The following is a 26273-nucleotide window of genomic DNA, read 5'->3' as shown; positions in this document are numbered from 1 at the left end:
GTTCAATCCTTGCTGCCCTGGCCGGTGAACGCGTCGCGCCAGACCAGCCAGCGGCGTTCCAGCACGGCCAGCAGGCCGTCGCTGAGTTTGCCCAGCAGCGCCAGGACGATGATTGCGGCCAGCACGATGTCCGGCCGCGAAGTTTCGCGACCGTCACTGAGCAGGTAGCCCAGTCCTTTGGTCGCCGCGATCAGTTCGGCCGCGACCAGAAACATCCACGACAGGCTCATGCCGCTGCGCAATCCCGTAAACAGACCGGGCAGGGCGGCAGGCAGCAGAATTCGTCTGACCAGTTGCAGCGGACTGAAACCATAGATGTGCCCGACCTCCACCAGTTTGCGGTCGATGTTGCGGATCGCCGCGACCACGTTGACGTACACCGGGAAGAACGCACCGATGGCGATCAGGACGATTTTCGAGGTCTCGTCGATCCCCAGCCACAGCAGCAACAGCGGCACCCAGGCCAGGCTGGGAATCGAACGCAGCGCGGCGAAGGTCGGTTCCAGATAGGCCTCGGCTTCGCGGCTCAGGCCTACCCACGCGGCAAACACCAGCGCCAGACTCGCGCCGATGGCAAACCCCAGCAGTACGCGAATCAGGCTCGCGCCGATGTGTTTCCACAAGGCGCCTTCGGCCAGATCGGTGAGGGTCAGGGCGATCTCGCTTGGCGCGGGCATCTGGTAGGACGGCAGCCAGCCGATGCGTACGATAAATTCCAGGGCGATCACGATCAGCAGTGGCAGCGCCAGGCCTTTAAGGCGCCGACGCCAGAGCAGATTCAACGCCAAGGGTTTTCGGCGTGGGGCCGACAAGGCGAGGCGGGCGGGAAAGTCGTTGCTCATGGACGGTTCTCCGCTCACGACAAATCCGCGACGGGCGCGGACTTGTTGTGAGCCTGATCGGTTACTGGGCGGCAGCGACTTGCTGGAAACCGGTGTCGATCAGTTGATCGATGACCTGATCGACATTCACCCCACGGCGTACCAGTTCTTCGGAGACCAGAATCGGTGCGGCGGCTTTCGAGGCCAGCACGTCCTTGGCGGTCAGTTGCGGGCTGCTCAGGTCGGTGCGCGACAGTTGCAGCTTGGCCACGTCCAACGGCAGGCCGGATTCGCTGGCGAGCAATTTGGCCAATTCTTCGGGGTTCTTCACCGACCACTCGCGGGCCTGCTCATAGGCCTTGATTACGGTGTCGATGGTTTGCGGGTGTTGCTTGGCGTATTGCTCGGTGACGCTGACCACGCCGTAACTGTTGAAATCGCGATTGCGGTACAGCAGGCGCGAACCGGCCTGCACCTGACTGGCGGCCATGTGCGGATCGAGACCGGCCCAGGCGTCTACATCGCCTTTCTCCAGGGCGGTGCGGCCGTCCGGGTGTTGCAGGTGCACCAGTTCCACGTCGTCCTTTTTCAGGCCTGCCTGTTGCAGGGTGCGCAGGGTGAACAGGTACGGGTCGGTGCCTTTCGTGGCGGCGATTTTCTTGCCCTTGAGGTCGGCGACGGACTGGATCGGCGAGTCCTTGCGCACCACCAGCGCGGTCCATTCGGCGCGGCTGTAGACGTAGACCGATTTGATCGGGCTGCCATTGGCCCGGCTGAGCACGGCAGCGAGGCTGGCCGACGAGGCGAAATCCACGCCGCCGCTGTTGAGGTATTCCAGCGAGCGGTTGCTGCCCTGGCTCAGCACCCAGCTGACTTTGCTCTGGGGCAGGGCTTTTTCCAGGTAGCCCAGGTGTTTGAGCGCCAGGCTGACCGGCGAGTAATAGGCGTAATCCAGATGCACTTCGGCCGGCGGCGCTTCGGCAGCGTGGGCGAGCGGTTGCAGGCTCAGGGCTACTGCGCAGGCCGCGAGCAGCGTTTTGACGCGGGAAAACGGTAAGAGGTATTTCATGGGCACGCTCCGGCAAGGCAACAGTTTCTTATGTCCAAAAAGATATTTTTATCGAATGCTTCCTGCATGAATGGAATATTGCAGGCTCTGTGCCATATGCGCGTTGTCCCGTATTTATGGGGTTTGACGCCGGTTTTGCAGGTTTGAAGTGTTGCAGGGAAAACACTGTGCCGAGCCACTGTTGCTCGACCAACAGTGCGGCGGGAAGGTGATGAGCTTATGCGCTAATCGAATTTCAAATCTGATTTGTAAGAGCGTTATGGTCTATAAAAATCCCTTCTGCAGGACTCGCCATGAAGCTCTCACGTTTCCTACGCGCCGCGTTGACCAGCGCACTGTTTGCCACGCCATTGACCTACGCCGCCGAACCCTTGGTCCTGCACGTCGGTGACCAGAATTACTACAACATCCGCGCGTCCATAGAAGCGTCCGGCGTATTGAAGGACGCGCCTTACACGGTCGACTGGAAACATTTCCAGGCCGCCGCGCCGTTGGCCGAAGCGTTGCAGACCGGGTCGCTGGATCTGGGTTTTCTGGGGGATTCGGGATTTTTGTTCCTGGCCGCCAAACAGGCGCCGGTGAAACTGATCGGTGTGTCGCGACAGAACCCGGACACCATCGCCCTGTTGGTGCCCAAGGATTCTCCGGTGAAAACCATTGAGGACCTGAAGGGCAAGAAGGTCGCCTACTGGCCGGGAGCCTGGAGTCAGCAATTGACCTTGCGGGCGCTGGAGCAGGGCGGTTTGCCGGAGAATTACGTCGACTTCGTCAAATTGATGCCGATTGATGCAGCCGCCGCGCTACCACAAGGCAGCATCGATGCGTTCCCGGTCTGGGAACCCTACATTTCCCAGCAGATCGTGTTCTCGGGTGCGCGGCCGATTCTCACGGCGAAAAACCTGATGCCGGGCTTGAGCGCGATTGCGGCATCGGCGCCGTCCATCGACAGCAAGCGTGAAGCGATCGCCGATTTTCTCGGGCGCCTGAAGCAGGCCCGGGCCTGGGTTGACAGTCACACCGACGAATACGCCGACCTGTGGGCGAAGAAAGCCAACCTCGATCAGCAGGTTTCGCGACACTGGTTGCGCCAGGCGCACATGACGGTCGGCCCGGTGGATCAACAAGCCGCCGCTGATCTGCAAAGCACCGCTGACTTTCTGTTCAAGGTCAAGGCGCTGCCGGCTCCGCTGGCCACGGCCGGTATCATCGACAGCTCGTTTCAACAGGCACTGGCACGCTGAGCAAGCGCCGGAACCAAACCCTGTGTATCTTTATCCAACCTCGACCCATCTCAATGGGTCGCAGGGAGGCAGCAGCGGCGAAGGAGTTTTGCCAATCGACAACATGACCGCAACGGTCGGGCTCAAGGCAAAACATGACACAGTGGTTCAAGCTTTTCTGCGCGATGGCGGTGGCCGTCGGGCTGGCCGGGTGCATCGCCGCTCCCATCGAAATGACCACGCTGACCGAAGCCCGGCTCAAGGCCCAGGCGCCTGTGCGGTTTCTGTTGACATTCGATGACGGGCCCAGCGCTTCCAGTTTTTTCAATCCCACCGACACCGTGCTCGACAGCCTCAAGGACAACCCGCTGCAGCCGGGGATCAAAGCCGTGTTCTTCGTCCAGACCCGCGCGCCCCGAGCGGGCAACAGCGAGATCGGCCGACGGGTCATGCGCCGCGAGCACGCTGAAGGGCACATTCTGGGCTTTCACACCGCGACCCATTGGCACACCAATCATCGATTGCTCGATCCGGAGGAACTCGAAACCACGTTGACCAACGGCGCAGCGGACATCGCGGCGATCACCGGCGCGCCGCCGACGTTATTGCGCCCGCCATTCTGGAACTACGACAAACGCACCTTCGCCGCCTATCAGCAGCACCACATGCAGGTGTTGCTGACCGACCTGAGCGCCAACGACGGCAAGATCTGGGGCTTCAACGCCAGCCCCCGGCGGCGGGCAAACATGCTGCGTCAGCTGTCGGAAGTCCGCGAACGGATTGCCCTCGGCGAGTTGCCAACGGTGGACGGGGTGATTCCGGTGGTGGTGACCTTCCACGATCTCAACCGCTACACCGCCCGGCACACCCGCGAGTACTTGCAGATTCTGCTCGACAGCGCCGCCGCCACCGGCGTGCGACTGGCGGACAAACCGTTCTATGAGGATCGCACAGCACTGGAAAAAGCCGCGCTGGCGCGCACGGTAGGCGAGTCTTCGAAACCGGTGAACCTGCCGGGAATATGGAACTGGATCTGGGACCATGACGCCCATTGAGAGTGGCTACTTGAAGATGTGAAGCGGTTGGCAAATTTTGCGGGTGTCGGTGAGAGCACGGCGGCAAAAGCTCATCTATGCTGATCGGGTCGCCCGAGCCTGCGCCTGTGAGGCGTGCCCCCATGATTGCCATTACCGACATTTGCCGCATCGTCGAATCCGGCTTTTCGCCGCTGTATTGCGATTGCACCGAAACGGCGCAGGGACTCTTGCAGATCAAGGTTTACGAACCCGACAGCGGGCGGGTCAACCTATTGCTCAACGGGGTTTCCCCGGAGCATCTGGTCACCATTCGTGACATCTCCAATTTCATCGGTGAATTGCGCACGGAAATGAGCGCCGGTCGCCGGGCCTTCGCCGGCTGAGGCTCAAAGACGTCGCTGAAAGGCGCGGACGATGCTCAGCGTGGCGTCACTGACGTTGAGATTCTGCACTGCATCGAGCGGATGCCAGAGACAGTCGACGATTTCATTCAGCGGGCGAACCTGATCAATGTTCAGCACCGACGCCTCGTAGACGTGGTGGCGGGTGTTGCCGTTCTGCAATTCCATCAGATAAAGCATGTCATCGCTGTCCAGCCCGGTTTCTTCCTTGAGTTCTCGGACGGCGGCTTGCGCGCGGGTTTCCCCCGGTTCGACGGTGCCCCCCGGAAGCGTCCAGCGGCACCTGGGTTTGCGCACCAGGAGAATGTGTCGATCCTGCTCGCAGATGACGGTTGCTCGTACTTTCATGTGTTACTCGATTGCCGGTTGTCATAAATCTGTCATGAATTAGCAATATTTGGGCCGCTACCGGTTTAGAGCTTCTGAGTGCCTGGCAGCGGCAAAAGTGCCGGAGACTTGACGCGGCCGCGGTGCGACGTTCGGTCGGCACGGCAGCGCGTCGCGGGTGTAAGGTGGAAAAGTTCGTTACCAGACAGGAGGTGCCTATGAGCATGGCGATGCTGAATAAAATGCACATGAATGGCTACGATGTACTCAGCGTGAACAACGGCCCGTGGCGGGTCTGCACGCAGGGTGACCGGCTCGCTTCGTTTGCCAGTCGCGAGGAAGCGCTGGCGTACGCCGCCGCGCTGCCGGGGTACAAAAGCCGCGCACGCGGTCGCAAGGCAGACTGAAGGTCTGTGAAGAAAAAGCCCCGGTTGTCCGGGGCTTTTTGCTGTGGGCAGGGTGAGGTTCAGTGGATTTTGGTTCGGCTGATGGCGCGGGCTTTCACTTCCCGGGCGTAAAGTTGCAGGCGTTCTTCATCGCTTTGCAGCACTTCGCAGGATCTGAGCACCGCCTGGGCGTCGGCCTCGTTGCCCGACTGGCGCAGTTGCTCGGCGATGCGCTTGAGGTCCACCGCCGACCATCTCAGGTCCGATGCCACGCTTTGCAGGTCACGCTGAAGTTCGTGTTCGTATTCATTGAGCCGCATGATCACCTCCGGAACATTCTCGGTAAAACAGAGTAGCCGCATTTTTCCGGTGTGGGGCAAGGTCTTCTGTCGGTGAGCTCAATGGCCCGGTTTTCGGGGAATACAGGCAGAGCGCTACGATGGATGTCCGAACAGTTACAGGGTACATTCGCGTTTTTTCAGAAGAAGGAATCACCATGCGGATGTTGATCGGGGGGATGCTGATGGCGGCATTGGCCGGTTGTTCGCTGCCTGCGTCACTGGTGCCGGGCGAGCCGAATGTCAGCAAGATCAGCGGCAAGACTCCCAAGGACTACGCCGCGTGTGTATTGCCGCTGTGGCAGCAGGACGTTGCCAAGACGTCCCAGACAGCGATTTCGAATGGCTACCGGATCACCGCGCCGAGCATCGTCACCGCCGACGAGATTCTCGATGTGGTCAAGTACAAGGACGGCAGCCGCGTTTCCCTCTACCAGGGGCCGCCGTGGGCGAAGTCCGGGTCGTTGCGCAAAGCGGTGCGTGACTGCCTGTAAGGTCGAATAAAAAAAGCAGAAACCGGTGATCGGTTGCTGCTTTTTTTTGCCTGCTGATCGAGCTCAGTCCGAGATGTCGGTAAGCGGAATGCCGGCGCCACCGGTCTTCTTTTCCCGGCGATCCTGCATCCAGTCTTCGACCTGGCTGTTGAACCCTGCCGGTGCCTTGCGCCCGACCTTTCTGGCGATGTCGAGGATGGTCTGCTGGGCGAGGGCTTCTTCCATGCGCTTTTGCGCGGTCATCATCGCGGCGTGAATCGAGCAGGTGCCGTCCAGTGCCCAGTCCGGCGGGGAACCGTCAAAAAGCGCGCAGCGTCCGCGAATGTCCCGGCATTCGAAAATGTTCTTGGGACCATCAATGGCATTGACGATATCGAGCAGGGTGATTTCATCCGCCGGACGCGCCAAGGTGAAGCCGCCGCGCACACCGCCGGTGGATTCCACCAGTTTGCCTTTGGCCAGTTTGGTGAAGATCTTCGCCAGGTAATCCAGCGGCACCCCTTGCAGCTCTGCCAGGTCACGCACGCTGGCTTCACGACTGTCACCGCCGCTGCCCACCAGAAAGGTCAGGCAGTGAATGCCGTACTCGACCCCCGCACTGTAAAGCGACATAACTATCTCCGACTGTATTTGTCGCCGATGTTATCAGGGTTGTTCGTGGCAAACAAATCGGGAACGCCTTGGGTTTTTGGCTCTGAGGATCCCGTTTTTCTTGGTTTTCAGCTAAATCAACGAGTTAAAGAGGGTGGATTAGTTCAATCTGAGCTATCGAAGTTTTCGATGCTAATCATCACAAAATCTGACTTGTCGGATTTAAAGGCGACCAATAGAGTCGCCGTTATCCGGTGAGCAGCCCTCCGCGTTCTTGAAAAATCCAGACGTGTCCGCTCCCGATGATGTGAATCCTTCAACCTCATTCAGTGACTTGGCTTCGTGCCTGGAGAGAACAATGAAACAGCACATTCTGGTAATCGGCGCAGGTTTCGGTGGCATGTGGACGGCATTGAGCGCCACGCGTCTGGTCGACATTCACAATCAGGACAACATCGACGTAACCGTGTTGGCGCCGCAAGCCGAGCTGCGCGTGCGTCCGCGTTTCTACGAGCCGAATGCCCACACGCTGGCGGCGCCTCTGGGCGATCTGTTCGATGCGGTTGGCGTCAACTTCATCAAGGGCGCGGCGCACACCATCGACGTGCAGGCGAAAACCGTGGGCTACACCGACGCAGCCGGTGTGCAGCAGGTGTTCAACTACGACAAACTGGTGCTGGCCTCCGGCAGCGGCCTGGCCCTGCCGGACACCCCGGGCGTGGCGCAATACGCGTTTGATGTCGATCAGATCGAAGCTGCGATCCGCCTGGAAAACCATCTGGATTCCCTGATCGGCCAGCCTGAAAGCCAGGCACGCAACACCGTGGTCGTCGCCGGCGGCGGTTTCACCGGTATCGAAACCGCCACTGAAATGCCGGCGCGTCTGCGCGCTGTGCTGGGCGCTGATGCCAAGGTTCAAGTGATCATCGTTGACCGCGCGCAGAAAGTCGGCGCGTCCATGGGCGAAGCGATCAGCGTGTCGATTGCTGAAGCGAGCGAAGAACTGGGCGTTGAATGGCGACTGGGTGTGTCGGTGCTGTCGGTCGATGAAAACGGCGTGACCCTGTCGGACGGCCAGCGCATCGAGGCAAAAACCGTGGTCTGGACCACCGGTGTACGCGCCAGCTCCCTGACCGAACAGATTCCTGCCGAGCGTGATCGCCAGGGCCGTCTGCACGTTGATGCCAACCTGAAAGTCATCGGCCAGGACGACATATTCGCCACCGGCGACGTGGCTTACGCGGCCACCGACGATATCGGCAACTTCGCCCTGATGACCTGCCAGCACGCGATTTCCCTTGGTCGTCACGCCGGCAACAACGTCGCGGCACAGATTCTGGGTGTCGACCCGACGCCGTACAGTCAGCCGAAATACGTGACCTGCCTCGACCTCGGCGCCTGGGGCGCGGTGTACACCGAGGGTTGGGATCGTCAGGTGAAACTGGTCAAGGAGGAGGGCAAGTCTCTCAAGACCCAGATCAACACCCAGTGGATCTACCCGCCGGCGGCTGACCGTGCCATCGCGCTGGCGGCTGCGGATCCGATGATCCCCGTCGTCGCGTAAAAACGGCGTGGCACAGAAAATCCCGCCCGGTTGATGCCGGGCGGGATTTTTTCGTTCAGATTCCGCAAACCCCTCCGGCAAGGACCACCCGACCGAACTCGGCGTTGGCCTCCTGAGGTGTGATGGCGAGTAGTTGGTCGAGGCGAATTTCCTGTTGTGCGCCTTGTTGCTCGATCACCAGGAATTCTTCTTTGTCACTGCTGGTTCGCGTGGTCACGGCCCGGGCCATCAGCCGCTGACCGTCGATCAGCTCGATGTCCAGCTGATAGCCGCGCAGGCAGGCGATTTCGAGGTAGTCGTGCAGATCACAGTTCAACGGCTGATAACGGGTCATGGCTTTACTCCTCGAAACCTTGCAGGGTGATGATGAAATAGCCGTCTTCGGCGATGGCCTTGGCGACCTGCGGATTGGCCGGCTCGCTGTGGCAGAACAGACACTGGCTCTGGGAAATGTCTTCGTCCTGCAAGCCGTTGTCCATCAGGAACTGCCGGGCGTAGGCCTTCGCCGCTTCGGCTTCGCGATCGGTCAAAACATCGAAATGAAGATAGCGGCCATCTTTGGTGCGCACGTGGGTATCGAATACTTTGACGAACATTATTGGCTCTCCTGCATTTTCCAGGTGCCGGGCAGCGAGAGGTTGCCCGAGGCGATGTCGTAGACGCTGCTGACACACAGCAGCGGGTTGTGCAGGTCGGCATTGACCTTCAGCGCTGCGGTGACGCCGTCATAGTTGAAGCTTTGCGGGAAACCGACGGCAGCCAGCGGCACGCGGATCTGCGCGGCATTCTGTTTCACACTCAGGTCGTAGCCGGGGGAGTCGATGTAAATCGGCGCGCCGGGCCAGGTCGCGGGCAGTTTCGGTTTGGCGTCCTTGGGGATGTCGCGCACTTTCAGCCCACCGGGGCCGCAGCTTTCATCCTTGCTCAGGACCACCCAGTGCGAGTGCCAGAGGCCGCCATCGTTGTCCTTCTTGCCGTCCTTGTTTTCATCCAGCTGCGGGGTGTCATCGAAGTCCGGGTGCGAGGTCAGGGCGAGGGCGAGGATGCCGGAGTTCGGCTCAAAACCGACGGCGCTGCTGTCGAGGCTGGTGGGCCAGACGTAGCTGTAAACCTCGGCGCCGGCGAATGAGCCCTTGGCGGTCGGCACGCGGCTGCCGGCCTTGCCATCGACCAATTGTTCGAAGACCAGGGTGTTGCCGTCCTTGAAAACACGGGTGTGGACGAGGTCGAACGCGGCGTCGGTTTTACCGGGTTCGCTGTGAATGCCTTCAGGTCCGTGGGCCCAGGCTTGTGTTGCCAGAAGCGTGCTGATGGTCAATGCCAATGCGCTTTTCATGGGATGCCTCGATGTGCGGTTAAGTTTCGAATCGACACCGCAATCCTAAGCTGGCACTGTTTTTTGTCAATAAGGTTTTTAAACGATACTATTTATCGATCCCATTGAAACAGGCGATGACCGTGTTGTTTGACCTGCTGGAAAGATTGTCGAGCCTGGCCCGCGTGTGGTTTCGCGAGCACCCGCTGCTGGCCGAACTGCAACCGATTCAACTCAGCGCGCTGCTGTATCTGGCGCGGTGCAACCGCTATTCGAATACGCCGCTGGCGGTCACCGATTACCTCGGCCTGACCAAGGGCACCGTGTCGCAGTCACTCAAGGCGCTGGAGACCCATGGCTTTCTGACCAAGGTTCCGGACGCCCGAGACAAGCGCAGCGTGCATCTGGAATTGACGACCACTGCGCGCGAACTGATCGATGCGGTCATGCCGCCAGATTTCCTGAGCAATGCCGCGCAACGCATGGGCGCGCGTGCCGGCGATTTGGAGGGCTTGTTGCTGGAGTTGCTGCGCAACATTCAACACAGCGAAAACGTACCGAGTTATGGGCTTTGCCGGACTTGTCGTTTTCACCAGGCATCGACCGCTGGTGCCGTTTGCGGATTGACCGGCGAAGCGTTGGCTCCGCCGGAAATCGAACTGATTTGTCGCGAGCATCGGTTACCTGAAGAAATCCCTGTTTGATCTTCTTTGTGCCACGGCTGTGACTAATCCTCACGGCTCCCTGTTTTCTCTACGATGCGTAATGCCCGGTGACACTTGATCGCAAGCGTCTTTCCAGCGTGCACTAGGCTTTGAATGCCGGCCCATTACGGGCCGGCATTGCTGTTTTGGGAGGACTGTTTTTTTGATTCAAGGAGCGACCGATCATGGATGATCTGGTGAAAGAAGTGATTCCGCTGTTGCAGTACCTGATCCCGGGGTTTGTCTCGGCCTGGATTTTCTACACCCTGACGGCCTTCAAGCGGCCGGATACGTTCGGGCAGATCGTGCAGGCGCTGATTTTCACGTTTGTGATTCACGGGATGGTGCTGGGGGTTGGGGCGGTTTGTGTGTGGGTGGGGGAGAAAGGGTTTTCTGTAGGAAAATGGGATGCGAAGGCTGAAGCTTGCTGGGCATTTTCTGCTTCGTTGTTGCTTGGGCTGATGGCTTGCTGTCTGGCAACCAATGACCGATTGCATGGATGGCTACGCAGTAGAAACGTAACGAAACAATCTTCCTATCCGAGTGAATGGTTCAGCGCATTTGTACAGAATGACCACTTCATCACCCTGCATTTGAACGACGAAAGGCGCGTTCTAGGCTGGCCGATCGAGTGGCCTCCCGAATCCAGCACCGGGCAATTTTTGATGGGATCTCCGTACTGGCTAAATGAAGATGGCACCAAGTCGCCTTTGGGCGCTGAGTTTTTGCTGATAGATTCCGCGAAGGTTAAATGGGTTGAGTTCAACCCGACATCAGAGGGTTCAACATGACTGCTAGAGCACGACGACCTATGCCGGAGCATCTCAGACACCTGGTTTATGGGCCAGACGGTAAGCGATTGGAGAATCCACCGATTCAGGTTTCAAAGGCACCACCACCGCTGAAGTATCCCCCATCACCGCATACCCATTCCTAACCCCATCCATCCTTCACCGCCCGGCGAATGCCCTCCAGCAGCATTGCAAACGCCGGGTTGTCATTGTTTTCCCGCCAGATCAGATGCAGTTCGCTCTGCACCCCTTCGCCCAGATCGATCTCGCGAAACACCACATTCCTGAACACCACACTGGTCGCGCAACGCGGCACCAGCGCCAGGCCCATGCCCGCGTTGACCAGCGCCAGAATCGTCAGCGAAGACCCCAGCCACTGCACGTAATCCGGAGCGACCCGGGCCGAACGCAGCATACCGGTGAGCAATTCGTTGAACGGCGGATAGGCCGCATGGGAATACATCAGGAACGGCTGCCCATCCAGGTCCTTCACTGACACGTCGTCGGCCTCGGCCAGTCGATGACCACTCGGCACCGCCAGCACAAACGGCTCACGCACCAGGCATTCGGTGGCGTAGCCCGGCTCCAGCAATGGCGCGCGGACGATGCCCAGATCGATGCGTCGGGCGCGCAGGGCTTCGTGTTGCTGATAGGTGTTCATTTCGGTCAGGTCGATCTTCACCTGCGGCTGCTTGAGGCGCGCCTCGGCGATGACCTTGGGCAGAAACTCGTACACCGCGCTACCGACAAAACTGATGTTCACCGAACCGATATCACCCTCGGCAAAACGTCGGGCGGTGACGGCGGCCTGTTGCGCGCGTTCGAGCAGGTTTTGCGCCTCGATGAAGAATGCGCGGCCGGCAGCGGTGAGCGCCACGCTGCGTGTGCTGCGGGTAAACAGTTCGACGCCCAGATGATGTTCCAGTAACTGGATCTGCCGGCTCAGTGGCGGCTGGGTCATGTTCAACCGCTCGGCGGCACGCCGGAAGTTGAGCTCGGTGGCGACGGTAGTGAAGCAGCGCAGTTGGGTGAGTTCGAACATTGATCTAATCCAGGTATCAATCGAATGCCAAGTTAGATTAGACGGGATCAATTGCTCCGTCCATGATCGTTCTACGCCTCAAAGGCCACCGCTATCCCTACAAAAACAAAGATCGGGAGTCGCCCCTTGAATACCCTCCAGAGTCCGCCGGACATCACGGTACTCGCCCGCGCCGCCGCCAAGGTCAAGCGCCATGTGCTGCCGTTGTTCGTGGTGATGTTCATCGTCAACTACATCGATCGGGTCAACATCGGCTTCGTGCGCAGCCATCTGGAAACCGATCTGGGTATTGGCGCCGCTGCCTACGGCCTGGGTGCCGGTCTGTTTTTCATCGGTTACGCCTTGTTTGAAGTGCCGTCCAACATGCTCCTGCAACGCTACGGCGCCCGCGCCTGGCTGACGCGGATCATGTTTACCTGGGGCGCCGCCGCGATGGCCATGGCGTTCGTCAAAGGCGAAACCAGTTTTTACGTGTTGCGCTTCATCCTGGGCGCTGCCGAGGCCGGGTTCTTTCCGGGGATCATTTATTACTTCACCCAATGGCTGCCGGCCTCGGAGCGCGGCAAGACCATGGCGGTGTTTCTCAGCGGTTCGGCGATTGCTTCGGTGATATCCGGCCCGGTGTCCGGCGCGTTGTTGCATATCAGCGGTTTGGGTATGCACGGCTGGCAATGGATGTTCCTGATCGAAGGCGCCGCGTCGGTGGTGCTCTGCGGGTTTGTCTGGTTCTGGCTGCAATCCCATCCGCGTCAGGCCAAGTGGCTGAGCGAGGAGGAGCGTGAAGCGCTGGTGACGGCAATCGCCGAGGAGCAGCGTGCCCGTGAAGCAACTCACGTCGCCAAACCATCGATGTTCAAACTGTTGGCGGACCGGCAGATTGCGCTGTTCTGCTTCATCTACTTTTCCATCGCCCTGACCATCTACGGCGCCACTTTCTGGCTGCCGAGCATGATCAAGAAGATGGGCAACCTCGGCGACTTCCAGGTCGGGCTGCTCAACTCGGTGCCGTGGATCATTTCCATCGTCGCGATGTACGGCTTTGCGGCGCTGGCCGGCAAGTGGAAATTCCAGCAGGCGTGGGTCGCGCTGACCCTGGTGATCGCCGCGTTCGGCATGTTCATGTCCACCACCGGCGGGCCGATTTTCGCCTTCGTCGCCATCTGTTTTGCGGCCATCGGCTTCAAGGCTGCTTCGGCACTGTTCTGGCCGATTCCGCAAAGCTATCTGGATGCGCGTATCGCGGCGGCGGTCATTGCGCTGATCAACTCCATCGGCAACCTCGGCGGCTTCGTTGCGCCGACCGCGTTCGGCTTTCTGGAGCAGACCACCGGCTCTATCGAGGGCGGTCTGTATGGCCTGGCCGCGACTTCGCTGGTAGCGGCGGTAGTGATTTTCTTCGCCCGCATGGCGCCCGGCGCCAAAGGCAAAACCCCGGCAAAGCCTGAACCCGAGACCGCCGTTGCGCCGACGGCCAACCCGGTGGCGAGCCACTGATTCCGACTCAACAGGAGCGTCATTTTGAAAATCACTCGCGTCACCGTCACTCCGATTGCTTTCCGTGATCCGCCGCTGCTCAACGCCAGTGGCATCCACGAACCGTTCGCCTTGCGTTCGATCATCGAGATCGAGAGCGACAACGGCTATATCGGCCTCGGCGAAAGTTATGGCGATGCCCCGGCGCTGGCGATCCAGCAACAGTTGCAGTCGCAGTTGATCGGCCTCGATCCGTTCAACCTCAATCAGCTGCGTCGGATCGTTCAGGCGACGGTTGCTGCCAACAAACCGGCCAGTCTGGCCGGTGCTGAACTCGCCCCCGGTTCTCACGCCAGCAAGGCCGTGAGCAACGCGTATTCGGCGTTCGAAGTGGCGTTTCTCGACTTGCAGGCGCGCTATTTGAATGTGCCGTTGGTGGATCTGCTGGGCGGGGCGGTGCGTGATGAGGTGCCGTTCAGTGCCTACCTGTTTTTCAAGTACGCGCAGCACGTCGATTCACCGTACAAGCCGGACAACTGGGGCGAGGCGCTGAACGAACAGCAGATCGTCGCCCAGGCCGCGCGGATGATCGAGGCGTACGGTTTCAAGAGCATCAAGCTCAAGGCCGGCACGCTGCCGCCGGAACATGAAGTGGCGTGCATCAAGGCGCTGAAGAAGGCCTTTCCCGGTTATCCGCTGCGCATCGATCCCAACGGCAACTGGTCGCTGGAAACCTCGATCCGCATGGCCGAGTTGCTGGGTGATGATCTGCAGTATTACGAGGACCCGACCCCTGGCCTCGACGGGATGGCCGAACTGCACAAACGCACCGGGCTACCGTTGGCGACCAATATGGTGGTCACCGATTTCGACGAATTCCGCCGCAGCGTCGCGTTGAACAGCGTGCAGATTGTCCTCGCCGATCACCATTACTGGGGCGGTCTGCGCGACACTCAAACCCTGGCGAAAATGTGCGACACCTTTGGTCTGGGTGTGTCGATGCACTCCAATTCACACTTGGGCATCAGCCTGATGGCGATGGCACACGTGGCGGCGGCGGTGCCTAATCTGGACTACGCCTGCGACACCCACTACCCGTGGCAGGAACCGGATGAAGAAGTGATCAAGGGCGGCAAGCTGCCGATTGTCGATGGCTGCGTGAAGATCACCCGCGCACCGGGCTTGGGGTTGGAGCTGGATCACGATCAGCTTGGCAAGCTGCATGACCAGTACCTGACCTGCGGCATTCGCCAGCGCGATGATGTGCGGCAGATGCAGCGCTACAAACCTGACTGGAAAGCGCTGAAGCCGCGATTCTGATCGAGCAAAACCAGAGGGCGCCAAACGGCGCCCTCTGTTGTTTCAGAGCGTACGCATCAACCAGTCGCGAAACGCCTTCAGCGACGCCAGCGACTCATTGCGCGCCGGGTACACCAGGTAATAGCTGCGTCGGCTGCTGATCGGTTCTCCGAGTTGCAGCAGCTCGCCGTTGTGCAACTCATCCTCCACCAGAATTCTCGGCACCAGCCCGATACCGATATTGGCGCGCACGGCCTGGATCAGGTGCGAGGTCATCTCGAAACTCGGGCCGATGCGCATGCTGCGATGGGGCAGGGCGTGATGGCTGAACCACTCGGACCAGGCCTGAGCGTTGCTACTGACATTGAGCAGCAGTTGCCCGGCGATATCCTTGTCAGCCGCGAGGCGTTCGGCATCGGACAGCTGCGTGCTGGCGATCACTACCAGTTCTTCGGTGTGCAGACGGTGGGCGGTCAGCCCCGGCCAGTCGCCGCCGCCTACGCAAATCGCCGCGTCGATTTCGCTGGTGTCGAAGTCGATGGTTTCGATGCGTGAATGCAGGTGCACGGTCATGCCGGGATGCGCGGTGTAGAAATCCTTCAAGCGCGGCAGCAGCCATTTCGAGCCGAAGGTTGGCAAGGTCGCCAGGCGCAGGCTGTGAATGCCCGAGCCAAACGCCATGGCCTGCAACGTCGCGCTGCGGATCTGGCCGAGGGCTTCGGACAGTTCGCGCTGATACATGCGCCCGACGTCGGTAAGGATCACCCGCCGGCCTTCGCGACTGAACAGGCGCATGCCGAGCATCTTTTCCAGAATCTGCACCTGACGACTGACGGCGCTCTGGGTCAGCGACAGTTCGTGGGCGGCGCGGGTGTAGCTTTCATGGCGTGCGGCGGCTTCAAACGCCAGCAGCAACGACATCGAGGGAGTGAGGGTTCGCGGATTCATTCGTTTTAGTCATGGATTACGGGTCGATTTTACGGTTGTCCCGGCGTCGCTCTGCAATGAACATAAGCCCTATGAGATGGCGGGAGCGTGACGCAATCATTCATTGCGCACAACTGTTCACCGCCACACGGCCCGTTTTTGACCGAGATTGCCCTCCCGATGATTGCCCAGCTGTCGCCTTCCACCGCGCTGAACACCGATTACCAACAGTTTCTCAAAGCCCTTGAAACCGGCGGTTTTCGTGGCGAAATCAGTGCCGACTACGCCAGCCGCGTAGTGCTGGCCACCGACAACTCGATCTACCAGCGCTTGCCGCGAGCGGCGGTATTCCCGCGTGACGCCGACGATGTGGCGCTGCTGGCGCGTCTGATCGCCGAACCGGCTTACCAGAAAGTGGTGATCACCCCTCGCGGCGGCGGCACTGGCACCAACGGCCAGTCGTTGACCGACGGCATCGTCGTCGACTTGTCGCGGCACATGAACCGCATCCTCGAAATCAACGTTGAACAGCGTTGGGTGCGGGTGCAGGCCGGTGTGGTGAAGGATCAACTGAACGCCGCGCTGAAATCCGCCGGGCTGTTTTTCGCTCCGGAACTGTCGACCTCGAACCGCGCCACCGTCGGCGGCATGATCAACACCGACGCCAGCGGCCAGGGCAGTTGCACCTACGGTAAGACCCGCGATCACGTGCTGGAACTGCACATGGTCCTGCGCGGTGGCGAGCGCTTGCACGGCCGCCCGCTGGAAGAAAGCGAGCTGGAAGCGGAGTGCGCTCGTGAGGGCCGGGCCGGCGAGGTGTATCGCTGCGCGCGGCAGATCATCGACGAGCAGGGCGAACTGATCCGGGAAACCTTCCCCGATCTCAACCGCTGCCTGACCGGCTACGACCTGGCGCACCTGCGCGAGGCCGACAATCGTTTCAACCTCAACAGCGTGCTGTGCGGCGCTGAAGGTTCGCTGGGGTTTGTGGTCGAGGCCAAGCTCAACGTATTGCCGATCCCCAAGCACACGATGCTGGTGAACATTCGCTACGCCGGCTTCATGGATGCCTTGCGCGATGCCCGGGCGTTGATGGCGCTCAAGCCATTGTCGATCGAAACCGTCGACTCCAAAGTGCTGTTGCTGGCGATGCAGGACATCGTCTGGCACGGCGTCGCCGAGTACTTTCCGGAAAGCGCCGAGCGGCCGACGCTGGGGATCAACCTGGTTGAGTTCTGCGGCGACGATCCCGAGGAGTTGCAACGCCGGGTCGAAGCCTTCGTCCAGCACTTGGGCAACGACGCCACGGTCGAGCGCCTGGGCCACACGCTGGCGGTCGGGCATGCGGCGGTGAATCGCGTCTATGGCATGCGCAAGCGTGCGGTGGGTTTGCTTGGCAACGTTGCCGGTGAAGCGCGGCCGCAGCCGTTTGTCGAAGACACTGCCGTGCCGCCACAACATCTGGCCGAATACATCGCCGAACTGCGCGACCTGCTCGACAGCCATAAGCTGCAATACGGCATGTTCGGCCACGTCGATGCCGGTGTGCTGCACGTGCGGCCGATTCTCGACATGAAGGATCCGCAACAGGCCGCGTTGGTGCGCCCCGTTTCGGACGGCGTCGCGGCATTGACCCAGCGTTACGGCGGCTTGCTGTGGGGCGAACACGGCAAGGGCCTGCGCTCGGAATACGCGCCGGCCTTCTTCGGCGACTTGTACCCGGCGCTGCAGGCCCTGAAGGCGGCATTCGATCCGTTCAACCAGTTCAACCCCGGCAAGATCGCCACGCCGAACATTCCCGGCGCGGCATTGCTGAAGATCGACGAAGTGACCCTGCGCGGCGAACTCGACCGGCAGATCGACGAAAAAGTCTGGCAGGACTACGGCGCGGCCATGCACTGCAACGGCAACGGCGCCTGCTACAACTTTGATCCCGACGACGCCATGTGCCCGTCGTGGAAAGCCACCCGCCAGCGCGCGCAATCGCCCAAGGGCCGTGCTTCGCTGATTCGCGAATGGCTGCGGTTGCAGGGCGAGGCGGGTGTCGACGTGTTGGCCGATGCCAGTCGCCGTCCGCCGTTTTTCAGCACGTTGCTGCAGCGCTGGCGCAACAGCCGTGCGCAGGAACAGGACTTCTCCCACGAGGTGTACGACGCCATGGCCGGGTGCCTGGCGTGCAAGTCCTGTGCGGGGCAGTGCCCGGTGAAAGTCAACGTGCCGGACTTCCGCTCGCGGTTTCTCGAGCTGTACCACACCCGTTATCTGCGGCCGGCGCGGGATTATCTGATTGCCTCGCTGGAGTACACGATTCCGTACATGGCGCGGATTCCGTTGCTCTACAACGGCTTGATGGGCGCCTCGTTCAGCCGTCGCTTGATCGAGCGCCTTGGCGGCATGGTCGATGTGCCGTTGCTCAGCCGTTTCGATTTCCACGCGGCGATGCGTCGCTGGCAGGTTCAGCCGGCGTCGGTCGAGGTACTTTCGGCGCTGACCCAGGCACAACGTGAACGCAGCGTGGTGCTGGTGCAGGATGCGTTCACACGGTATTTCGAGGCGCCGTTGCTGGCGGATCTGATCGAGTTGATTTCGCGTCTCGGTTATCAGGTCTACCTGGCGCCGTTCAGTGCCAACGGCAAGCCGCTGCACGTGCAGGGCTTCCTGTCGGCGTTCAATCGCGCGGCGTTGCGCAATGCCGGGCAATTGCGCGCACTGGCCGAGATCGGCGTGCCGTTGGTGGGGCTCGATCCGGCGATGACTCTGGTCTATCGCCAGGAATATCTGAAAGTGCCGGGGATGGAGAAATGCCCGGAGGTGGCGCTGGTGCAGGAGTGGTTGCTCAAGGTCATGCCGGAGCAGACCGACCAGCGCCGCGCCGAACCCTTCCGCCTGCTGGCGCACTGCACCGAAAAAACCAACGCTCCGGCCGCCACCCGACAATGGGAGCAGGTGTTCGAACGTGTTGGCCTGAAGCTGGCGACCCAGGCCACCGGTTGCTGCGGCATGTCCGGCACTTACGGACACGAAGCGCGCAATCGCGAAACCTCGGCAGTGATCTACGAGCAATCCTGGGCGAAGCAGATCGAGGCGCCGACGGAGAAGGGCGAGGCGCTGGCCACCGGGTATTCCTGCCGCAGTCAGGTCAAGCGCCAGGCTGATCGACAGCTGCGCCATCCGTTGCAGGTCGTGCTGGAAACCCTGCGCACAGCGTGATCGCCGTTTGAGAATCGCTAGCGATTGGATCGACTTTTCATGTTATAAGGTAACGTAAATTATGCGGCTGCTTTCGTGCGGTCGCATCGATCAACCTTTCGATTGCGATACCTCCATGACGATTGCGGTTCCCCGTTCTGCCCCCTTGGCGACTGGCCGGTTGCTGTCCATTGATGCGCTGCGTGGCCTGGTCATTCTGTTCATGTTGCTGGACCACGTGCGCGAAACTTTCCTGCTGCATCGACAGGTCAGCGACCCGATGGACATCGCCAGCACCGAGCCCGCGCTGTTCTTCAGCCGCACCCTGGCGCATTTGTGCGCGCCGGTGTTCGTGCTGCTGACCGGGTTGTCGGCGTGGCTGTTCGGCGAGAAGTACGACGGCAAGGCTGACGTCAGCGCCTTCCTGTTCAAGCGCGGTTTGTTTCTGGTCGCGCTCGAATTCACCCTGGTGAATTTCGCCTGGACGTTCCAGCTGCCGCCGACCGTGATCTACCTGCAAGTGATCTGGGCGATCGGCCTGAGCATGATCGCGCTGTCGCTGCTGGTCTGGCTGCCACGCTGGCTGTTGCTGACGTTGAGCGTTGCGATCATCGCCGGGCACAACTTGCTCGACGGACTGCACTTTGGAGCGGAATCGGCACTGCATGTGCCATGGGCAATCCTGCATGACCGCGGCTGGATCGAGGCCGGCGAGACCTTGCGTCTGCGCACCTCGTACCCGTTGTTGCCGTGGATCGGCGTGATCGGGCTGGGTTACGCGCTGGGGCCGTGGTTCGCTCGCGCAGCCGATGCAGGCGTGCGCCAGCGCCGCTTGTTGATCGCTGGCGTCGCCGGGCTGTTGGGGTTCGTGGCACTGCGGTTGGTCAACGGTTACGGCGAGAAACCCTGGGCATTCGGGGACAGCGGTCTGCAAACCCTGATGAGCTTTTTCAACATCACCAAATACCCGCCGTCGCTGTTGTTCATCACGCTGACGGTGAGTGTCGGGCTGTTGCTGTTGCTGGTGTTCGAGCGCGCGCAGGACCGGCGCTGGATTCGCTGGCTGACGGTGTTCGGCTCGGCGCCGATGTTTTTCTACCTGCTGCACCTGTATGCGCTGAAGGTGCTGTACCTGATTGGCGTGGCGCTGTTCGGGCTTAATCAGGGCACGTATTTCGGTTTCTCGTCGGTGACGGCGGTGTGGCTGGCGGCGATGGTGCTGGCGGTCGCGTTGTTCCCGGCCGTGCGCTGGTTCTCGGGATTGAAGGCCCGGCGCCGCGACATCGCCTGGTTGAAGTATCTGTAAAGCGGCTCAGCCCGTTTTGCCCTCGCGGGCATTGCGGGCGAAATCGATAAACGCCTTGAGCGGCGCCGGTACGTGGCGTCGGCTCGGGTAGTACAGATGGAGGCCGGGATAGTACGGGCACCAGTCCGCCAGCACCTGTACCAGCCGCCCACTCGCCAGGTGTTCCCGGGCCATGTCCTCGAACACATACGCCAGTCCCAAGCCCTGCAACGCCGGGCCGATCATCAGGCTGACATCGCCCAGGGTCAGCGGGCCGTTGACCTCGATTTCCTGTTCTATACCACCCCGTTCGAATTCCCAGCGGTACATCGAACCGCTCGGGAACCGATGTCGGATGCAGGGAAGGGCATGCAAATCTTCAGGTTTCTGTGGCGCGGGATGTCGTTCAAAAAATCCGGGTGCGCCGACCACCACTGAACGCAGATTCGGCCCGATGGGTAACGACACCATGTCAGCTTCCAGCCGGTTGCCGAAACGTACACCCGCATCGAATCCGGAGGCGACGATATCCAGCAGCGCATCGCTTTCGACTACTTCCAGACGAATGTCCGGGTAAATCTTCAGAAACTCGCTGGCTATAGGCAGCAGCACCAGTTCGCACGCCTGGCGCCCGGAGGTAATGCGCAGATTGCCCGAGGGTTTGTCACGAAAGTGATTGAGGTCTTCGAGGGCGTCGTCGATGTCGCGAAACGCCGGTTTCAGCCGCGCATACAGCCGCTCGCCGGCCTCGGTCAGGGCCACGCTGCGGGTGGTGCGATTGAACAGGCGCACGCCGAGGCGATTTTCCAGTGCTCGCAATGAATGGCTCAGGGCCGACGGTGTCAGGCCCAGATCTACCGCCGCACGGCTGAAATTCAGGTGCTGGGCAATGCAGAGAAAGATCGACAGATCCGCCGTGGACGGGTTTTTCATTTGTGAGCGCCTTTCACAAAGTCATGCAAATTTGTTGGGATTATCACATCAGTAGCACGGCTTTAAAGTCGACTCAACTCATCAAGAAGGCCCGGCAATCTCGCCAGGGTCACCGACAGGAGGAGTTGATATGCGTACCTGGCTGATTACCGGAGCTTCCCGTGGTTTTGGCACCCTTATCGCTGAACAGGCCCTGCGTGCCGGTGACGCGGTGATTGCCACCGCCCGCAACCCGCAAGACATCACCGACCGCCTCGGCGATCACCCGAATCTGCTGGCGGTGCGCCTCGATGTGACCCGCGAAGAAGAGGCCCACCAAGCGGTGGCAGCAGGCATCAAGCGCTTCGGCCGCATCGACGTGCTGATCAACAATGCCGGCTTCGGCGTGTTGGGCGCCGTCGAAGAAACCAGCGCCAGCGAAACCGAGCGCCTGTTCGCCACCAACGTGTTCGGCCTGCTGAACGTCACCCGCGCCGTGCTGCCACATATGCGCGCCCAGCGCAGCGGACGGGTGATCAACATCTCGTCGATTGGCGGCTATCAGGCGTACATGGGCTGGGGCGTCTACGGCTCGACCAAGTTCGCGGTAGAAGGCATCAGCGAAGCCCTGCATCAGGAACTGGCGCCGCTGGGCATTCATGCCACGGTGGTCGAGCCGGGCTTCTTCCGCACCGACTTCCTCGACGAGCAATCGCTGATCAAGACCGCACTGGTGCTGCCGGACTATGACGAAACCGTCGGCAAGATGCGCACGTTTGCCGAAGCGGCCAACCATGCACAACCGGGCGATCCGCTGAAGTTTGCCGAAGCGATGCTGGCGCTGGTCAACGCACCGAACCCGCCGCAGCGGCTGGCGCTGGGCAGCGACACGGTTGCACGGATCGAGGCGAAGAACCGCTTGGTGGCGCAGGAGTTGGCCGAGTGGAAGGCGCTGGCGCTGTCCACGGATTTCAAGGACTGACCTAGCCCCTCGTTGAAGCTATCGCAGGCTGCGCTCTATTGATCGCAGCCTGATTTTCTTTTCATTGGATGAAATCATGACAAACGTCTCCCAACACACTGGCACGCGCGACAAGCTGCTGATTCTCGCGGCCATTTGCCTGTCGGCGCTAGTCCTGCCGTTAAGTTTTACCGGTGGCGCGGTGGCGACGCCGGCCATTGGCCGAGACCTGGGCGGCAGCCCGGTGGCGCTGACCTGGATCACCAATGCGTTCATGTTGTCGTTCGGCAGCCTGCTGATGGCGGCGGGGGCGTTGGCCGATGTCTATGGACGCAAGCGCCTGTTCACCGCCGGCATGTTGTTGTTCACCGCAGCGTCGATTGCCCAGAGCCTGGCGCCTTCGGTGTTCTGGCTGGATGTGTTGCGGGCGATTCAGGGCGTGGCCGGTGCGGCGGCGCTGGCCAGCGGTTCGGCGGCGTTGGCGCAGGAGTTCGAAGGCCATGTGCGCACCCGTGCCTACAGCATGCTAGGCACCACATTTGGTATCGGGCTGGCGTTCGGGCCACTGGTGGCCGGGGCGCTGATCGAGGCTTTCAACTGGCGCGCGATCTTTGTGTTCACCGCGCTGATCGGTGTAATCGCGATGGTCTTCGGTCTGCCGCGCATGCGTGAAACCCGCGACCCCGACGCCAGCGGTCTCGACTGGCCGGGTACCGTGACGTTCAGCTCGATGCTGGCGCTGTTCACGTTCGGTGTGATCCAGGCGCCCGAAAGCGGTTGGGGCAGTCCGTTGGTGGTCGGTCTGTTGGGGGCTTCGGCGTTGTTGCTGGCGCTGTTCGTCTTCATCGAAATGCGCGTCAAACGTCCAATGCTCGATCTGACGCTGTTCCGCTTTCCGCGCTTCATCGGCGTGCAGATGCTGCCGATCGGCACCTGCTATTGCTACATCGTGCTGGTGGTCATGCTGCCGCTGCGCTTTATCGGCGTCGAAGGCTTGAGTGAAATCGATGCCGGTCTGCTGTTGCTGGCGCTGTCGGCGCCGATGCTGGTGGTACCGATGCTGGCGGCGTCCATGACCCGGTTTGTCTCGGCCGGCATCCTGTCGGGCGTGGGCTTCCTGATTGCCGCCGTGGGGCTGCACTGGCTGAGCCTGTACAACATCGGCGAGCCGAAATTTGCGCTGGTGGTGCCGATGGTATTGATCGGAATCGGCGCGGGTCTGCCGTGGGGCTTGATGGATGGACTGTCGGTCAGCGTGGTGCCGAAAGAGCGCGCCGGCATGGCGGCCGGGATATTCAACACGGTACGGGTGGCGGGTGAAGGGATTGCACTGGCGAGCGTGGCGGCGATTCTTGCCTCGCTGCTGCATACCGATCTGCAGTCAGTGGCCAGCGGTGCAGACGCCGCGCTGATTGCGGAGACCGCCCACCGGGTGACCACGGGCGACATGGCGCATGCGATCAACACGGTTCCGGGCCTGGCCAATGAGCGTCTGGTTCGAGGTTACGCCTCGGCGTTCCAGTATCTGCTGCACATCCTGACGATCATCACCCTGGTGTCGGCGGCTGTGGTGCTGGGGCTATTAAGCAAGGATCGGACGGTGTCGGAACCCCAACAGGCTGCGGCATAAATGAAAAAGCCCGGAAGCGCAAAACGCTTCCGGGCTTTTTTCATTGGATCAGCGGCGATCCAGCCACACCGTCTGCGCGTTGCAGAACTCGCGAACGCCGAAGTGCGACAGCTCACGGCCGAAACCGCTTTTCTTCACGCCGCCGAAGGTCACGCGCGGGTCGCTGGCGGAGTAGCCGTTGATGAACACGCCGCCGGTTTCCAGTTCGCTGGTCAGTTGCTGGGCCAGGGCGACGTTGGCGGTGTAGATCGTGGCAGTCAGACCGAACTCGCTGTCGTTGGCCAGTGCCACGGCGTGAGCGCAATCGCGGGCGGTGATGATTGAGGCCACCGGGCCGAACAGTTCCTGCTTGAACGAAGTCATGCTGTCGGTGACATCGGCCAGTACGGTTGGCTCGTAGTAGTTGCCCGGCCCTTGGCCTTTGCCGCCGCCGAGCAGCAGGGTGGCGCCTTCTTCCAGGGTGTCGCGCACTTGTTGATCCAGTTCGTCACGCAGATCGAAGCGGGCCATCGGGCCGATGTAGTTGTCGGCGGACAACGGGTCGCCCATCTTCAGCTGGCGGGTGGCTTCGACGAATTTGCGGGTGAATTCTTCGACCACGCCTTCTTCGATGATCAAACGTTTGGCGGCGGCGCAGACTTGCCCTGAGTTCTGGTAACGACCGATGACTGCGGCTTGCACGGCCTCGTCGATATCGGCGTCGTTGAGCACGATGAACGGATCGGAACCGCCCAGCTCCAGCACGCATTTCTTCAGTGCGGCACCGGCTTGTGCGCCGATGGCCATGCCGGCGCGGACGCTGCCGGTCAGGGTCACGGCAGCAATGCGCGGGTCAGCAATGGCGGTGGACACGCCTTCCGGGGTGACGTTGATCACTTCGAACACGCCATCGGCAAAACCGGCGCGGGTGAAGGCGTCGCGCAACAGATAGGCGCTGCCCATCACGTTCGGCGCATGCTTGAGCACGTAGGTGTTGCCGGCGATCAGCGCCGGGACGGCGCCGCGTAGCACTTGCCAGATCGGGAAGTTCCACGGCATCACGGCGAGGATCGGGCCGAGTGGGCGGTACTCGATGCGCGCCTTGCCGCCTTCGACCAGCGTCGCTTCGGCGTTGAGCATGGCCGGGCCGTGTTCGGCATACCACTCGCAGAGCTTGGCGCATTTCTCGATTTCACCACGGGCCTGGGCGATCGGTTTGCCCATTTCCTGGGTGATCATGGTCGCCATGGCTTCGCTGCTGTCACGCAGCGCGCCGGCCAGCGCAGTCAGGGCGCGGGAGCGATCCTGCAGCGGTTTGCGTTTCCACTTGTTGAAGCCGAATGCGGCGCGGGTCAGCGCGGCGTCGAGGGCTTCGGCGGATTCGAAGGCGTAGTGACCGATCTGCTCGCCGGTGGCGGGGTTGATCGAGATGGCGTGGGTCTGGCTGGAAATCGGGCTCATGGCATCGTCCTGCGAGGTCAGTGGATGCGCTCAGAGTAGGGTGGCGTTTGGTTTCTGGAAACTGAATAATAAAGAGCGTTTCTTTCACGATTGGAGAATGACTGTGGATCTGGTGCAACTGGAAATCTTCAAGGCCGTTGCCGAGCACGGCAGCATCAGTGCTGCGGCGGCGCAGATTCACCGCGTGCCGTCGAACCTGACGACGCGCATCAAGCAGTTGGAGGAGGATCTGGGCGTCGACCTGTTCATCCGCGAAAAAAGCCGCTTGCGCCTGTCGCCCGCCGGCTGGAGCTTTCTCGAGTACGCGCGACGGATTCTCGATCTGGTGCAGGAAGCCCGCGCCACGGTGGCCGGCGAGGAACCGCAAGGCGCGTTTCCGCTGGGCTCGCTGGAAAGCACGGCGGCGGTGCGGATTCCCGGTTTGCTCGCGACCTACAACCAGCAACACCCGAAGGTCGATCTGGACCTGTCGACCGGGCCGTCCGGGACGATGATCGACGGTGTGCTTTCCGGGCGCCTGGCGGCCGCATTTGTCGACGGCCCGGTCTTGCACCCGGCGCTGGAAGGTATTCCGGCATTCGAAGAGGAAATGGTCATCATCTCGCCGCTTCATCACGGGCCGATCCAGCGCGCTGCGGACGTGAACGGCGAGAACATTTATGCGTTCCGCTCGAACTGCTCCTATCGCCATCACTTCGAAAAATGGTTCAGCACCGACGCTGCGGTACCGGGCAAGATCTTCGAAATGGAGTCCTATCACGGCATGCTCGCCTGCGTCAGTGCCGGCGCCGGTCTGGCTTTGATGCCGCGCAGCATGCTGCAAAGCATGCCCGGCTGCGCGACAGTGAGTGTCTGGCCGCTGGCGTCGGATTTTCGCTATCTGACGACGTGGCTGGTATGGCGGCGGGGCACGGTTTCGCGCAGTCTGAGCATGTTTGTGCGCTTGCTGGAAGAGCGCGGCGTGGTGCGCGCAGAAGAGAATTGACACGTTGTGTCATGGTTGTATCTTAGGCGTCCTGTTTCGCAATATAAAAAACTATACAGCGCTAACGATTAG

27 protein-coding genes are annotated in these 26273 nt (G+C 61.0%); 15 read left to right on the top strand and 12 right to left on the bottom strand.

Features of this window, described 5'->3' with window-relative positions; translation table 11 throughout:
• Window positions 1-2: 2 nt before the first annotated feature.
• Both AC0R79_RS18410 and AC0R79_RS18405 read right to left on the bottom strand, forming a co-directional pair.
• A complete protein-coding gene (locus tag AC0R79_RS18410; protein WP_375747347.1) occupies window positions 3-842 on the bottom strand; it encodes an ABC transporter permease in 840 nt (279 codons plus the stop codon).
• Between the two features lie 61 nt (window positions 843-903).
• A complete protein-coding gene (locus AC0R79_RS18405) occupies window positions 904-1890 on the bottom strand; it encodes an aliphatic sulfonate ABC transporter substrate-binding protein (RefSeq protein WP_474731097.1) in 987 nt (328 codons plus the stop codon).
• A 293-nt stretch (window positions 1891-2183) separates the two neighbouring features.
• Between AC0R79_RS18405 and AC0R79_RS18400 the strand changes: the two genes are divergently transcribed.
• The 3 genes from AC0R79_RS18400 to AC0R79_RS18390 all read left to right on the top strand — a co-directional run bounded on the left by AC0R79_RS18400 (window position 2184) and on the right by AC0R79_RS18390 (window position 4530).
• Window positions 2184-3131: an ABC transporter substrate-binding protein gene (locus tag AC0R79_RS18400; RefSeq protein ID WP_011334669.1), complete on the top strand. Its 948-nt coding sequence runs from the start codon at window positions 2184-2186 to the stop codon at window positions 3129-3131.
• A gap of 134 nt (window positions 3132-3265) precedes the next feature.
• Window positions 3266-4165, top strand: a complete 900-nt coding sequence (locus AC0R79_RS18395; RefSeq protein ID WP_474731093.1) for a polysaccharide deacetylase family protein — start codon at window positions 3266-3268, stop codon at window positions 4163-4165.
• A gap of 122 nt (window positions 4166-4287) precedes the next feature.
• Window positions 4288-4530 carry a DUF1652 domain-containing protein gene (locus AC0R79_RS18390; RefSeq protein ID WP_007950507.1) on the top strand — a complete coding sequence of 81 codons (243 nt, stop codon included), beginning with the start codon at window positions 4288-4290 and terminating at the stop codon, window positions 4528-4530.
• Between the two features lie 3 nt (window positions 4531-4533).
• Here the strand turns inward: AC0R79_RS18390 and AC0R79_RS18385 are convergent, their stop codons facing one another.
• Window positions 4534-4896: an NUDIX hydrolase gene (locus tag AC0R79_RS18385; RefSeq protein WP_375747344.1), complete on the bottom strand. Its 363-nt coding sequence runs from the start codon at window positions 4894-4896 to the stop codon at window positions 4534-4536.
• A 197-nt stretch (window positions 4897-5093) separates the two neighbouring features.
• Between AC0R79_RS18385 and AC0R79_RS18380 the strand changes: the two genes are divergently transcribed.
• The gene (locus AC0R79_RS18380) at window positions 5094-5282 is read left to right on the top strand and encodes a hypothetical protein (RefSeq protein ID WP_007950503.1); all 189 of its coding nucleotides are present in this window, start codon (window positions 5094-5096) and stop codon (window positions 5280-5282) included.
• A gap of 59 nt (window positions 5283-5341) precedes the next feature.
• On the opposite strand, the gene AC0R79_RS18375 is transcribed toward AC0R79_RS18380, so the two are convergent.
• Window positions 5342-5581 carry a hypothetical protein gene (locus AC0R79_RS18375; RefSeq protein ID WP_375747343.1) on the bottom strand — a complete coding sequence of 80 codons (240 nt, stop codon included), beginning with the start codon at window positions 5579-5581 and terminating at the stop codon, window positions 5342-5344.
• 176 nt (window positions 5582-5757) lie between these two features.
• Between AC0R79_RS18375 and AC0R79_RS18370 the strand changes: the two genes are divergently transcribed.
• Window positions 5758-6093 (top strand): hypothetical protein, encoded by a 336-nt coding sequence (locus AC0R79_RS18370; RefSeq protein ID WP_085602948.1) that lies wholly within the window; start codon window positions 5758-5760, stop codon window positions 6091-6093.
• A gap of 63 nt (window positions 6094-6156) precedes the next feature.
• Here the strand turns inward: AC0R79_RS18370 and AC0R79_RS18365 are convergent, their stop codons facing one another.
• A complete protein-coding gene (locus AC0R79_RS18365; RefSeq protein ID WP_221534365.1) occupies window positions 6157-6705 on the bottom strand; it encodes an RrF2 family transcriptional regulator in 549 nt (182 codons plus the stop codon).
• Window positions 6706-7042: 337 nt separating this feature from the next.
• Between AC0R79_RS18365 and AC0R79_RS18360 the strand changes: the two genes are divergently transcribed.
• Window positions 7043-8248 (top strand): NAD(P)/FAD-dependent oxidoreductase, encoded by a 1206-nt coding sequence (locus AC0R79_RS18360; protein WP_474731087.1) that lies wholly within the window; start codon window positions 7043-7045, stop codon window positions 8246-8248.
• Between the two features lie 55 nt (window positions 8249-8303).
• On the opposite strand, the gene AC0R79_RS18355 is transcribed toward AC0R79_RS18360, so the two are convergent.
• The 3 genes from AC0R79_RS18355 to AC0R79_RS18345 are packed head-to-tail and all read right to left on the bottom strand — an operon-like array spanning window position 8304 to window position 9584.
• Entirely contained in the window at window positions 8304-8582 is a 279-nt protein-coding gene (locus AC0R79_RS18355; protein WP_236177779.1) for a Rho-binding antiterminator, read from the bottom strand.
• A gap of 4 nt (window positions 8583-8586) precedes the next feature.
• On the bottom strand, window positions 8587-8844 hold the full coding sequence (locus tag AC0R79_RS18350) for a DUF2024 family protein (protein WP_007950496.1): 258 nt from the start codon (window positions 8842-8844) through the stop codon (window positions 8587-8589).
• Window positions 8844-9584 carry a hypothetical protein gene (locus AC0R79_RS18345; RefSeq protein ID WP_474731082.1) on the bottom strand — a complete coding sequence of 247 codons (741 nt, stop codon included), beginning with the start codon at window positions 9582-9584 and terminating at the stop codon, window positions 8844-8846. The genes AC0R79_RS18350 and AC0R79_RS18345 overlap by 1 nt, the downstream gene beginning before the upstream one ends.
• Before the next feature lie 116 nt (window positions 9585-9700).
• Here AC0R79_RS18345 and AC0R79_RS18340 point away from each other — a divergent pair, with 116 nt between their 5' ends.
• Both AC0R79_RS18340 and AC0R79_RS18335 read left to right on the top strand, forming a co-directional pair.
• Window positions 9701-10267 carry a MarR family winged helix-turn-helix transcriptional regulator gene (locus AC0R79_RS18340; protein WP_474731079.1) on the top strand — a complete coding sequence of 189 codons (567 nt, stop codon included), beginning with the start codon at window positions 9701-9703 and terminating at the stop codon, window positions 10265-10267.
• Window positions 10268-10452: 185 nt separating this feature from the next.
• Window positions 10453-11058: a DUF6338 family protein gene (locus tag AC0R79_RS18335; RefSeq protein WP_474731076.1), complete on the top strand. Its 606-nt coding sequence runs from the start codon at window positions 10453-10455 to the stop codon at window positions 11056-11058.
• Window positions 11059-11200: 142 nt separating this feature from the next.
• On the opposite strand, the gene AC0R79_RS18330 is transcribed toward AC0R79_RS18335, so the two are convergent.
• The gene (locus AC0R79_RS18330; protein ID WP_064379392.1) at window positions 11201-12100 is read right to left on the bottom strand and encodes a LysR family transcriptional regulator; all 900 of its coding nucleotides are present in this window, start codon (window positions 12098-12100) and stop codon (window positions 11201-11203) included.
• A gap of 126 nt (window positions 12101-12226) precedes the next feature.
• On the opposite strand from AC0R79_RS18330, the gene AC0R79_RS18325 reads away from it, so the two are divergent.
• The gene (locus AC0R79_RS18325; RefSeq protein WP_474731074.1) at window positions 12227-13594 is read left to right on the top strand and encodes an MFS transporter; all 1368 of its coding nucleotides are present in this window, start codon (window positions 12227-12229) and stop codon (window positions 13592-13594) included.
• A 24-nt stretch (window positions 13595-13618) separates the two neighbouring features.
• Window positions 13619-14893: a glucarate dehydratase family protein gene (locus AC0R79_RS18320; protein WP_007950478.1), complete on the top strand. Its 1275-nt coding sequence runs from the start codon at window positions 13619-13621 to the stop codon at window positions 14891-14893.
• Between the two features lie 42 nt (window positions 14894-14935).
• Here AC0R79_RS18320 and AC0R79_RS18315 read toward each other — a convergent pair whose 3' ends face one another.
• Complete coding sequence (locus AC0R79_RS18315) at window positions 14936-15820, bottom strand: LysR substrate-binding domain-containing protein (protein ID WP_085690249.1); 885 nt, start codon at window positions 15818-15820, stop codon at window positions 14936-14938.
• Window positions 15821-15979: 159 nt separating this feature from the next.
• On the opposite strand from AC0R79_RS18315, the gene ydiJ reads away from it, so the two are divergent.
• Entirely contained in the window at window positions 15980-19009 is a 3030-nt protein-coding gene (gene ydiJ / locus AC0R79_RS18310; RefSeq protein WP_474735144.1) for a D-2-hydroxyglutarate dehydrogenase YdiJ, read from the top strand.
• A 115-nt stretch (window positions 19010-19124) separates the two neighbouring features.
• Window positions 19125-20294, top strand: coding sequence for an acetyltransferase domain-containing protein (locus AC0R79_RS18305; RefSeq protein WP_474735143.1), 1170 nt, complete (start codon window positions 19125-19127; stop codon window positions 20292-20294).
• A gap of 6 nt (window positions 20295-20300) precedes the next feature.
• Here AC0R79_RS18305 and AC0R79_RS18300 read toward each other — a convergent pair whose 3' ends face one another.
• Window positions 20301-21206 (bottom strand): LysR family transcriptional regulator, encoded by a 906-nt coding sequence (locus tag AC0R79_RS18300; RefSeq protein WP_474731073.1) that lies wholly within the window; start codon window positions 21204-21206, stop codon window positions 20301-20303.
• Window positions 21207-21336: 130 nt separating this feature from the next.
• On the opposite strand from AC0R79_RS18300, the gene AC0R79_RS18295 reads away from it, so the two are divergent.
• A complete protein-coding gene (locus AC0R79_RS18295) occupies window positions 21337-22167 on the top strand; it encodes an oxidoreductase (protein WP_474731071.1) in 831 nt (276 codons plus the stop codon).
• A gap of 76 nt (window positions 22168-22243) precedes the next feature.
• Window positions 22244-23776 (top strand): MFS transporter, encoded by a 1533-nt coding sequence (locus AC0R79_RS18290; protein ID WP_474731069.1) that lies wholly within the window; start codon window positions 22244-22246, stop codon window positions 23774-23776.
• 48 nt (window positions 23777-23824) lie between these two features.
• Here AC0R79_RS18290 and AC0R79_RS18285 read toward each other — a convergent pair whose 3' ends face one another.
• Entirely contained in the window at window positions 23825-25216 is a 1392-nt protein-coding gene (locus tag AC0R79_RS18285; protein WP_474731067.1) for an aldehyde dehydrogenase family protein, read from the bottom strand.
• A gap of 103 nt (window positions 25217-25319) precedes the next feature.
• On the opposite strand from AC0R79_RS18285, the gene ptrR reads away from it, so the two are divergent.
• Window positions 25320-26201 (top strand): putrescine utilization regulator PtrR, encoded by an 882-nt coding sequence (gene ptrR, locus AC0R79_RS18280; RefSeq protein WP_007950470.1) that lies wholly within the window; start codon window positions 25320-25322, stop codon window positions 26199-26201.
• Window positions 26202-26273 lie beyond the last annotated feature (72 nt).

It is taken from the genome of Pseudomonas sp. HD57-3, assembly GCF_056113135.1.
This window is presented reverse-complemented; position numbering and strand designations above follow the sequence as displayed.